The organism is Pseudomonas sp. GW823-FHT01D03 (genome assembly GCF_058798255.1).
Window position 1 is genome coordinate 2,121,060 of record NZ_JBXAKK010000001.1, and the last position, 12,560, is coordinate 2,133,619.

Annotated in this window: 2 protein-coding genes (1 of these 2 only partly in view); both read left to right on the plus strand. The window is 64.4% G+C overall.

The genetic code is table 11. From position 1 onward, the window contains the following. Positions 1-12,321, plus strand: a complete 12,321-nt coding sequence (locus AC1RBR_RS09480; protein WP_492563988.1) for a non-ribosomal peptide synthetase — start codon at positions 1-3, stop codon at positions 12,319-12,321. Further along, positions 12,321-12,560 carry the start of a non-ribosomal peptide synthase/polyketide synthase gene (locus AC1RBR_RS09485; protein ID WP_492563990.1) on the plus strand. The gene runs 14,754 nt beyond the window's last position, so only the first 240 of its 14,994 coding nucleotides appear in the window; it begins with the start codon at positions 12,321-12,323; its stop codon lies off the right edge, out of view. The genes AC1RBR_RS09480 and AC1RBR_RS09485 overlap by 1 nt, the downstream gene beginning before the upstream one ends.

Sequence of the window (12,560 nt, forward strand, 5' to 3'; positions counted from 1 at the left end):
ATGAATGCTGAAGACTCCTTGAAACTTGCTCGCCGGTTTATCGGGTTGCCCCTGGAAAAGCGCCAGATGTTCCTCGCGGCCCTGCACAAGGAGGGCGTGGATTTCGCGCGGTTCCCGATACCGGCCGGCATCGCAGCCGAGGATCGTCAGGCGCTGTCTTACGCACAGCGCCGCATGTGGTTCCTGTGGCAACTCGACCCGCAGAGCGGCGCTTACAACCTGCCCGGTGCGGTGCGGCTCAACGGGCGGCTGAACCTGGCGGCGCTGGAGCAAGCCTTCACCAGCCTCGTGGAGCGCCACGAAACCCTGCGTACGGTGTTCCAGCGCCAGGCCGATGACAGCCTGCTGCAAGTGCCGGCCACCGCGCCGCTGCTGATTAACCGGGAAGACTTCAGCGCACTGCCGGCCAGCGAGCGCGAGCAGGCGGTGATCCGCGCCGCTGAGCAGCAGTCGGTGCTGCCATTTGATCTGGCGGTCGGCCCGTTGCTGCGAGTGACCTTGCTCAAGCTCGCCGAGCAGGAACACGTGCTGCTGCTGACCCTGCACCACATCGTGTCCGATGGCTGGTCGATGAACGTGTTGATCGACGAATTCATCCGTTGCTACGACGCGTTCGACGCCGGTCAAGCGCCGCAATTGCCGCCACTGCCGATCCAGTACAGCGACTATGCGCTGTGGCAACGCCGCTGGCTGGAAGCCGGTGAGCAAGCACGTCAACTCGATTACTGGCAGGCACAACTGGGTGACGAACACCCGGTGCTGGAGCTGCCGCTGGATCATTCGCGCCCGGCGATGCCGAGCTATCGCGGTACCCGTTACGAATTCGCGGTCGACGGCCAATTGGCCGAGCAACTGCGCAGCACCGCGCAACAGCATCAGGTCACCGTGTTCATGTTCCTGCTCGGCGCTTTCAATGCGCTGCTGCACCGTTACACCGGGCAGACCGATCTGCGTGTCGGCGTGCCGATCGCCAACCGCAATCGCGGCGAGATCGAAGGCCTGATCGGCTTCTTCGTCAACACCCAAGTGCTGCGCACGCAGCTGCACGGCCAGACCCGGGTCGACGAACTGCTGCGTGCGATCAAGGAAACCGCGCTCGGTGCCCAGGCGCATCAGGATCTGCCGTTCGAGCAACTGGTCGAAGCGCTGAAGCTGGAACGCAGCCTCAGCCACACACCGCTGTTCCAGGTGATGTACAACCATCAGCCGCACGTGGCTGATATCGCCACCATCAGCACCGCATCTGGCCTGCAACTCGACAGCCTCGACTGGCAGAGCCGCACCACCCAGTTCGACCTGACACTGGACACCTGGGAGAAGGGCGGCAAGCTGCACGCCGCGCTGACCTACGCCAGCGACCTGTTCGATGCACCGACCATCGAACGCATGGCGCGGCACTGGCTGCGCCTGCTGACGGCGATGGTCGCCGATCCGTCGCAGCGCATTGGTGAGTTGCCGCTGCTGGAGGCAGACGAGCAGCGCACGCTGGTGCACGACTGGAACAACGTCCACGCGCAGTACCCAAGCGACACGCCGATTCACCAGTTGATCGAAGCGCAGGTCGCGCGTACGCCGCAGGCACCGGCACTGGTGTTCGGCGAACAGACGCTGAGTTACGCCGAAGTGGATGCCCGGGCCAATCGCCTGGCGCATCTGCTGCGCGAACAAGGTGTGCAAGCGGACAGTCTGGTTGGCGTGTGCGCTCTGCGTTCGGTGGAAATGGTCGTCGCGCTGCTGGCGATTCTCAAGGCCGGCGGCGCCTACGTGCCGCTGGATCCGGAGTACCCGCAGGAGCGTCTGGCCTACATGATCGAGGACAGCGGCATCACCTTGCTGCTGACGCAACAGGCGCTGCTGGCAGCGCTGCCGACTGACGGCGTGAAACTCATCACCCTGGATCAGCCGGGGCTGCTCGACCGTTACAGCGATAGCCGTCCGGAGGTCAGCGTTGATCCGCTGAACCTGGCTTACGTGATTTACACCTCCGGTTCCACCGGCAAACCGAAGGGCGCCGGCAACAGCCACGCGGCGCTGGTCAACCGTTTGTGCTGGATGCAGGAAGCGTATGAGCTGGACGCCAGTGATTCGGTGCTGCAGAAAACCCCGTTCAGTTTCGACGTGTCGGTGTGGGAGTTCTTCTGGCCGCTGCTGACCGGCGCGCGGCTGGTGGTGGCTGCGCCGGGCGCGCACCGTGATCCGCTGCAACTGATCGATAGCATCAACCGCTATGGCATCAGCACGCTGCACTTTGTGCCGTCGATGTTGCAGGCGTTTATTCACGAGACCGGCGTGGAAAGCTGCAGCGATCTCAAGCGGATTGTCTGCAGCGGTGAAGCGTTGCCGCTGGATGCGCAGCTGCAGGTTTTCGCCAAGCTGCCGAACGCCAGCCTCTACAACTTGTATGGCCCGACCGAAGCGGCCATCGACGTCACCCACTGGACCTGTGTCGATGAAGGCGCGGACAGCGTGCCGATCGGCCGGCCGATCGCCAACCTTCGCACCCATGTCCTCGATGCCGAACTGCTGCCGGTGCCGAGCGGTGTCGCCGGTGAACTGTATCTGGGCGGCGCCGGGCTGGCGCGCAGTTATCACCAGCGCCCGGCGCTGACGGCCGAACGTTTTGTGCCGTGCCCGTTCCATGACGGCGCGCGCCTGTACCGCACCGGCGACCGTGTGCGGCAGCGTGCCGACGGCGTGATCGAATACCTCGGGCGTCTCGACCATCAGGTTAAGTTGCGCGGTTTGCGCATCGAGTTGGGCGAAATCGAGACCCGCCTGATGCAGCACTCGCTGGTGCGTGAGGCGGTGGTGCTGGTGCAGGGCGGCAAGCATCTGGTGGCGTATCTGGTGCTGGAGCAGGCGCAGGCCGACGAACAGTGGCAGCAAGACGTCAAGGCGTGGCTGCTCGGCAGCCTGCCGGAATTCATGGTGCCGACCTACCTGATCACCCTCGATAAATTGCCGGTCACCGCCAACGGCAAACTCGACCGCAAGGCCTTGCCGCAACCGGATGCCGCGCCACAACAGGCGTTCGTGGCGCCACAGGACGCCATGCAGAAAGCCCTCGCGGCGATCTGGGAAGCTGTGCTCGGCCTCGAACGCGTCGGCCTCGAAGACAACTTCTTCGAGCTGGGCGGCGATTCGATCATCTCGATTCAAGTGGTCAGCCGCGCGCGGCAGGCCGGGATCCGTATCAGCCCGCGTGACCTGTTCCAGTACCAGACCGTGCGCAGTCTGGCGCTGGTCGCGAGCCACGATCATCTGTCCTCGGTGGATCAGGGCCCGGTGACCGGCGACGCCGTGCTCGGGCCGATCCAGCAGGATTTCTTCAGTCGGGCGATGCCGGTGCGCGAGCACTGGAACCAGTCGTTGCTGCTGACCCCGCGTGAGGCATTGAACGCGCAATGGCTCGATGCGGCGCTGACGCACCTGATCAATCACCACGACGTCTTGCGCCTGCGTTTTGTCGAAGGCAGCGAAGGCTGGCAGCAAAGCCACGGCCCGCTGCTGACCGGCGCTGAGCTGTGGCAACGCGATGTCGAATCTGCCGAACAGTTGCAGGCGCTGTGCAACGAAGCGCAGCGCAGCCTCGACCTGCAAAACGGCCCGTTGCTGCGCGCGTTGCTGGTGACGATGGCCGACGGCTCGCAACGACTGGCACTGATCATTCATCACCTGGCGGTCGATGGCGTTTCCTGGCGGGTGCTGCTGGAAGATCTGCAGCAGGCTTACGAGCAACTGGCGGCGGGTGGCGGCATTCAGTTGCCGGCGAAGACCAGCGCGTTCCAGAGCTGGACTGCGCGTCTGGCGCAGGAAGTGTCGCGCTTCGATGAGCAATTGAGCTATTGGCAAGCCCAGCATCAGGGTGCCAGGGATCTGCCGTGCGACCGCCCGGATGGCAGCCTGCAAAATTTGCATGGCGAGAAAATCGAATGGCGCCTCGACGCCGAGCGCACCCGCCAGTTGCTGCAACAGGCGCCCGCCGCGTATCGCACTCAAGTCAACGATCTGTTGCTCACCGCCCTGGCGCGCACCATCAGCCGCTGGAGCCAGCAACCGGGCACGCTGATCGAACTGGAAGGCCACGGCCGCGAAGACCTGTTTGATGACGTCGACCTGACCCGCACCGTGGGTTGGTTCACCAGTCTGTTCGCGGTCAACCTGACCGCCAGCGCTGATCTCGACGGCTCGATCAAGGCGATCAAGGAGCAACTGCGCGCGGTGCCGGATAAAGGTCTGGGTTACGGCGTGCTACGGCATCTGGCCGCGCCGGCGGTACGCGCCGAACTGGCCGCGCTGCCGCAGCCGCGTATCACCTTCAACTACCTCGGCCAGTTCGACCGCCAGTTCGACGAGACGGCGCTGTTCGCGCCATCGGTTGAAACCAGCGGCGTGGCGCAGGATCCGTCGGCGCCTCTGGGCAACTGGCTGACCGTGGAAGGTCAGGTGTATGGCGGCGAACTGTCGATGAGCTGGGGCTTCAGCCGCGAGATGTTCGACAGCGTCACGGTGCAGCAACTGGTCGATCAATACGCCAGCGAATTGCAGGCGCTGATCGAACACTGCTGCAGCTTGCCCACCGCGCAAGCGACGCCGTCGGACTTCCCGCTGGCTCGGGTGACTCAGGCGCAACTGGATGCGCTGCCGGTGCCGGCCGGTCAGCTCGATGATGTCTACCCACTGTCGCCGATGCAGCAGGGTTTGCTGTTCCACACCCTCTACGAGCAAGCGGCGGGGGAATACATCAACCAGTTGCGCGTGGATGTGCAAGGTCTTGACCCTGAGCGTTTCCGCGCCGCGTGGCAGGCCACCGTCGCTGCGCAGGACATTTTGCGCAGCGGTTTCGTCTGGCAGGGCGAACTGGTGCAACCGCTGCAGATCGTCCACAAACAGGTGCAGTTGCCATTCAGCATTCTCGACTGGCGTCAGCGCGACGATCAGCCGGCAGCCCTCGCGGCGCTGGCCGATGCCGAGCGTCAGCAAGGATTTTATCTGAGCCATGCACCGTTGCTGCGTCTGGTGCTGGTGCAGACCGCTGCCGAGCAATCGCACCTGATCTACACCCATCACCACATCCTGATGGACGGCTGGAGCAACTCGCAGTTGCTCGGTGAAGTCTTGCAGCGCTACAGCGGTCGCACCCCGGCCCATGGCGGCGGGCGCTATCGCGATTACATCGCCTGGCTGCAACGTCAGGACGGCCAGCTCAGTCAGGACTTCTGGCGCGCTCAGTTGGCCGCGCTGCAAGAGCCGACCCGACTGGCCCGCGCCGCTACCGGCGGCGAGCGCGACAGTGGTCACGGCGACCATTACCTGACGCTGGACGTGCCGCGCACCCAGGCGCTGGAAGCGTTTGCCCGCCAGCAGAAAGTCACCGTCAACACCCTGGTGCAAGCTGCGTGGCTGCTGTTGCTGCAACGCTACACCGGTCACGAAGCGGTGGCGTTCGGTGCGACCGTGGCCGGGCGTCCGGCGGATTTGCCGGGCATCGAGCAACAGGTCGGCCTGTTCATCAACACCCTGCCGGTGATCGGCACGCCGCGTCCGGACCAGAGCGTTGGCCAATGGCTGCAAGCGGTGCAGGCACAAAACCTCAGCCTGCGCGACTTCGAACACACGCCGCTCGCGGATATCCAGCGCTGGGCCGGGCAGGGCGGTGAGGCGCTGTTCGACAACATTCTGGTGTTCGAAAACTACCCGGTCGCCCAGGCGCTGAGTCAGGCCGGGCAGGGCCTGCAGTTCGGTGATGTCGGCAACCTTGAGCAGACCCACTACGCCCTGAGCGTGGCGGTCACCCTCGGTCAGCAACTGGCGCTGCACTACAGCTTCGACCGCAGCCAGTTTGCCGGTGAGGTGATCGAAGGCATCAGTGCCCACCTGCTGCAATTGCTTGAGCAATTTGCCGTGTCGGCCGAGCGCAACCTTGGCGAAATCGCTCTGGCCAGCGCGCAAGAGCATGCCCGTCAACAAGCCGAAAACCAGCCGCAGCCGTACCCGGTGGACATCGCTGTGCATCAGCGCATTGCTGCGCTGGCGGCCGAGCGTCCGCAGCGCACCGCGGTGATCTTCAACCGTCAGCATTTCAGTTATGGCGAGATCGAGCAGCGTGCCAATCAACTGGCTCACGCGCTGATCGCCCGTGGTGTCGGCGCCGAGACCCGGGTCGGCGTGGCCCTGCCGCGCAGCGAGGCGGTGATCGTCGCGCTGCTGGCGGTGCTCAAGGCCGGCGGTGCCTATGTGCCGCTGGACACCAGTTATCCGCGTGAACGCCTGGCCTATCTGATCGAAGATTCGGGGCTGGCGCTGCTGATCAGCGATTCGTCGGTGTCGGCGCAATTGCCGGTGGCCGAATCGGTGCCATTGCTGGAGCTGGATCGTCTCGACCTGCGCCAGTTGCCGATCACGGCGCCACAGGTGCCAGTCGATCCGCACAACCTCGCGTACGTGATCTACACCTCCGGTTCCACCGGCAATCCGAAAGGCGTCAGCGTTGCCCATGGCCCACTGGCGATGCATTGCCAGGCCATCGGTCAGCGCTACGAAATGCGCGACAGCGACTGCGAATTCCACTTCATGTCGTTCGCCTTCGACGGCGCCCACGAACGCTGGCTGACCAGCCTGACCCACGGTGCTTCGCTGCTGATTCGCGACGACACATTGTGGACGCCGGAGCAGACCTACAACGCGATGATCGAACACGGCGTGAGCGTGGTCGCGTTCCCGCCGGTGTACCTGCAACAACTGGCCGAACACGCCGAGCGTGTCGGCCACCCGCCGAAAGTGCGGATCTATTGCTTCGGCGGCGATGCGGTGCCGAGCGCCAGTTTCGAACGGGTCAAACGCGCGCTCGATCCGGACTACATCATCAACGGCTACGGCCCGACCGAAACCGTGGTCACGCCGTTGATCTGGAAGGCTGGCCGTGAAGAGCCATGCGGTGCCGCTTACGCGCCGATCGGCAGCCGGATCGGCGACCGCAGCGCCTATGTGCTCGACGCCGATCTGAACCTGTTGCCACAAGGCATGGCCGGTGAGTTGTACCTCGGTGGTACCGGGTTGGCGCGGGGTTATCTGAACCGTCCGGGGCTGACTGCTGAGCGTTTTGTCGCCGACCCGTTCAGCGCAAATGGCGGCTTGCTCTATCGCACCGGCGACCTGGTGCGCCAGCGTGTCGACGGCACGTTCGACTATCTGGATCGCATCGACAATCAGGTGAAGATTCGCGGTTTCCGTATTGAACTGGGCGAAGTCGAAGCGGCGCTGCAAGCCCTCGACGGCGTGCGTGAAGCGGTGGTCGTGGCGCAGGAAGGCAGCGCCGGCAGTGGCAAGCGGCTGGTGGCCTACGTGGTCGGTGATTCGGCTCGTGCCGAGTTCACCGAAGACCTGCGCGCGCAGCTCAAGGCCAGCCTGCCGGCGCACATGGTGCCGGCGTATGTTCTGCGTCTTGAACGCATGCCGCTGACGCCGAACGGCAAGCTCGATCGCAAGAACCTGCCAAAACCGGACGTCAGCCAACTGCAACAGACCTACCTCGCGCCACAGACGGCGCTGGAGCAGCAACTGGCGGCCATCTGGCAAGACGTGCTCAAGCTTGAGCAGGTCGGCGTCAGCGACAACTTCTTCGAACTGGGCGGCGACTCGATCATCTCGATTCAGGTGGTCAGCCGGGCGCGGCAGGCCGGGATTCGCTTCAGCCCCAAAGACCTGTTCCAGCACCAGACCATTCAGGCCCTCGCTACAGTCGCGCAGACCGGCGAGGCGGTGCAGCCCATCGATCAGCATGCGCAAACCGGCGAAACCGCGCTGCTGCCGATTCATCAGGCATTCTTCGCCGAAGCGATTCCCGACCGTCACCACTGGAACCAGTCGGTGATGCTCAAGCCGACGCAGGCGTTGGACGCTCAGGTACTGGAGCAAGCGCTGGATGCGTTGGTCGTGCAGCACGACAGTTTGCGTCTGGACTTTGTCGAGCAGGCTGCTGGCTGGTCGGCGCACTACCGCGACGTCGCCACGCAAGCGGGGGAAACCATTCTCTGGCAAGTCGAGGTCGCTGATCTCGCCGCCCTTGAGGCGCTGGGCAACAAGGCTCAGCGCAGTCTGCAACTGAGCGGCGGTTCGCTGATCCGCGCGGTGCTGGCGAACCTGGCTGATGGCAGTCAGCGCCTGCTGCTGATCGTCCATCACCTGGTGGTCGATGGCGTGTCGTGGCGGATTCTGTTCGAAGATCTGCAACGTGCCTACCGGCAGATTCTCGCCGGCCACGCCGTGCAGTTGCCGGCCAAGACCAGTGCGCTCAAGGCCTGGGCGGCGGCGTTGCAGGACTACGCCCAAACCCCTGCGTTGCAGGCCGAACTGGGCTTCTGGCAGCAGCAGTTGCAGGGCGCTTCGGCGGCTTTGCCTTACGACCGGCCGCGGGGTGGTCAGCAACACGATCAGGCGCTGACCCTGCGCAGCAAACTGGATCAGACCCTGACCCGTCAGCTGTTGCAGGAAGCTCCGGCGGCCTATCGCACCCAGGTCAACGACCTGTTGCTGACCGCGCTGGCGCGGGTGCTGGTGCGCTGGACCGGTGACGACAATGCCTTGGTATTGCTTGAGGGCCATGGTCGCGAAGACCTGTTCGAACACATCGATCTGACCCGCACCGTGGGCTGGTTCACCAGCGTATTCCCGGCACGCCTGGCACCGGCCGCCGAACTCGGCGCGTCGCTCAAGCAGATCAAGGAACAGCTGCGGGCGATTCCCCACAAAGGCATCGGTTTCGGCGCACTCGCGCACCTCGGTGATGAGCCGGCGCGTGCCACCCTGCAAGCCTTGCCGGCGCCGCGCCTGACTTTCAACTACCTCGGCCAGTTCGACGGCAGCTTCGACGCTGCGAGCGATGCCCTGTTCGTGCCGACCAGCGAGTCCGGCGGCGCAGAGGTCAATCTGCAAGGGCCGCTGGGCAATCCGCTGGCGCTCAACAGCAAGGTGTTCGGCGGTGAGCTGGACCTGAGCTGGACCTACAGCGGCGCGATGTTCGACACCGCCACCATCCAGCGTCTGGCCGACGACTATGTGCAGGAGCTGACTGCGCTGATCGGCCACTGCTGTGACAGTGCCAACCGTGGCGTGACGCCGTCGGACTTCCCGCTGGCGCAACTGTCGCAAGCGCAACTGGATGCGCTGGTGCTGGAGCCGCAAGGCATCGACGACATCTATCCGCTGTCGCCGATGCAGCAGGGCATGCTGTTCCACACCTTGCTCGAACACGGCAATGGCGACTACATCAACCAGATGCGCCTGGACGTCGACGGTGTCGATCCGCAACGCTTCCGCGCAGCGTGGCAGGCGGCGGTGGATGCGCATGACATCCTGCGCAGCGGCTTCTTCTGGCAAGGCGATCTGCCGCAACCGGTACAAGTGGTGCAGCGTCAGGTCGAGGTGCCGTTCAGCGTGCTCGACTGGCACGGCAGGACTGATCTGGAGGCGGCGCTGCAAACCCTCGCCGATGAGGAGCGCGCACTGGGTCTGGACCTGAGCTGTGCGCCGCTGATGCGCCTGGTGCTGGTGCGCACTGCAGCCGAGCGTTATCACCTGATCTACACCAACCATCACATCCTGATGGACGGCTGGAGCAGCGCGCAGTTGCTCGGCGAAGTGTTGCAGCACTACAGCGGCGAAGCGGTCGCCCGTGGCGCCGGTCGCTACCGCGATTACATCGCCTGGCTGCAACGTCAGGATGGCGCGGCGGCTGAAGCTTACTGGCGGGCGACGCTGGGCAATCTGCAGGAACCGACGCGCCTGGCCAATGCCATCGCGCGGCCGCAGGCCGGTTTGCCGAGCGTGGGTTACGGCGATCATTACCAGGTGCTGGACGCTGAGCTGAGCCAGCGCCTGGGCGAATTTGCCCGGGCCGCGAAAGTCACCGTCAACACCGTGGTGCAAGCAGCGTGGCTGCTGCTGTTGCAGCGCTACACCGGCAAGGAATGCGTAGCGTTCGGCGCCACCGTCGCCGGGCGCCCGGCGGATCTGCCGGGTGCCGAAGCGCAGATCGGCCTGTTCATCAACACGCTGCCGGTGATCGCCGCACCGCCCGCGCAGCAGAGCGTGATCGCCTGGCTGCAAGCGGTGCAGGCGCAGAATCTCGCCTCGCGCGAGTTCGAACACACGCCGCTGGCGGATATTCAGCGCTGGGCCGGGCAGGGCGGTGACGCGCTGTTCGACAGCCTGATGGTGTTCGAGAACTACCCGATCGGCGAAGCACTGGAACGCGGTGCGCCGCAAGGTCTGCGCTTCGGCGCGGTGGCCAATCAGGAGCAGACCAACTATCCGCTGACCCTGCTGGTGAACATGGGCGCGCAACTGTCGGTGCATTTCAGTTATCAGCGCGACAGCTTCGCTGCGGCCAGCGTGGCGCAGTTGGGCGCGCATCTGCAGCGTCTGCTGAGCCAGATGGCGGATGCCGGTGAGCGCACGCTCAGCGCGCTGAACCTGATCGAACACCGCCCGCTAGTGAGCACCGACTTCTCCACCGAGCAGTGCATCCATCAAGCCATCGCCAATCAGGTGGCGGCGACCCCGGATGCCTTGGCGGTGACCTTCGCCCATACGCAACTGACCTACGCCGAACTGGACGCGCAGGCCAATCGTCTGGCGCACAAACTGCTTGAGTTGGGTGTCGGCCCGGAAGTGCGCGTGGGCGTGGCCATGCCGCGTTCCGAGCAGTTGCTGATTGCCTTGCTGGCGGTGCTCAAGGCGGGTGGCGCTTACGTGCCGCTCGACCCGGATTACCCGGCGGATCGCGTTGCCTACATGCTCGAAGACAGCCGGGCGCGGGTGTTGCTCACCGAACATGCAGTCGCGGCGACCCTGAGCGTGCCGGGCGATACGCAAGTGCTGCTGTTGGATCAGCTGTCGCTGAGCGACTATTCGGCTGTTGCACCACAGACTGCGGTGCAACCGGACAACCTTGCCTACGTGATCTACACCTCAGGCTCCACCGGCAAACCGAAAGGCGTGGCGATTGCCCATCGCAACGTCATGGCGCTGATCGACTGGTCGGCCAAGGTCTACAGCCGCGACGACATCCAAGGCGTGCTGGCCTCGACGTCGGTGTGCTTCGACCTGTCGGTCTGGGAGCTGTTTGTCACTTTGGCCAACGGCGGCTCGCTGATCATCGCCCGTAATGCCTTGGAGCTGCCGCAACTGCCGGCCCGCGATCAGGTACGCCTGATCAACACTGTGCCGTCGGCGATTGCTGCGCTACAGCGTGCCGGGCAGATTCCGCCGAGCGTGCGCATCATCAACCTCGCTGGCGAGCCGCTGAAACAAGCGCTGGTGGAGGCGTTGTATCAGCAGTCGACGGTCGAGCACGTTTACGACCTGTACGGCCCGTCGGAAGACACCACTTATTCGACCTGGACCCGCCGCAGCGCCGGTGGTCAGGCGCGGATTGGGCGTGCGCTCGAGCACAGTGCCAGCCATCTGCTGGATGCCGATCTGCACGCGGTGCCGCAAGGCGTTTCGGCCGAGCTGTACCTGTCTGGCGCCGGCATCACTCGCGGTTATCTGGGGCGTGCGGCGATGACCGCCGAGCGCTTCGTGCCGAATCCTTTCGTCGGTAACGGCGAGCGCATGTACCGCACCGGCGACCTGATTCGAGAGCGCGAGGAGGGCGAGCTGGAGTACATGGGCCGGATCGACCATCAGGTGAAAATTCGTGGATTCCGCATCGAACTGGGGGAGATCGAGGCGCGATTGCTCGCGCAACCGGCAGTCACCGAGGCGGCGGTGCTGGCCGTCGAAAGCGACACCGGCGCGCAACTAGTGGCGTATGTGGTCGCTCCGCAACTGGAGATGCACGACGGGGACGCGCAGCGGCAACTGCGCGAGGGACTAAAGACTGGCCTCAAGTCTTCGTTACCTGACTACATGATTCCCGCGCACCTGCTGTTCCTTGAGCAGTTGCCACTGACCCCCAACGGCAAACTCGACCGCAAGGCCCTGCCGGCGGTCGATGCCAGCCAGATGCAGGCCGCGTATGTCGCGCCGCACAGTGAGCTTGAGCAGCAGGTCGCGGCGATCTGGCAGCAAGTGCTCGAAGTGCAGCGCATCGGTCTGAACGATCACTTCTTCGAACTCGGCGGGCACTCGCTGCTGGCGGTCAACGTGGTGTCGCGCATGGCCCTTGAACTGGGCCTGACGCTGACCCCGCAACTGTTATTCCAGCACCCCGTCCTGAGCGATTTTGTCGCTCGACTCGATACAGGAGGCGGGGCAATCAACGAACAGAAACTGAGCAAGCTGGAAGCCCTGCTTGACGATATGGAGGAAGTCTGATGGACAAGAGTGTTGCTTTGAGGGTAGCCAAGCGCTTTATCACTCTGCCGCTGGACAAACGTAAGCTGTACCTGGAAAAGATGCTCGAAGAGGGCGTCTCTCCGGCCAACCTGCCGATCCCGGAAACACGTTCCGGGTTTGCGGCGATTCCTCTGTCGTACGCTCAGGAACGTCAACTGTTCCTCTGGCAAATGGACCCGCACAGCACCGCGTATCACATCCCCAGCGCCCTGCGCCTC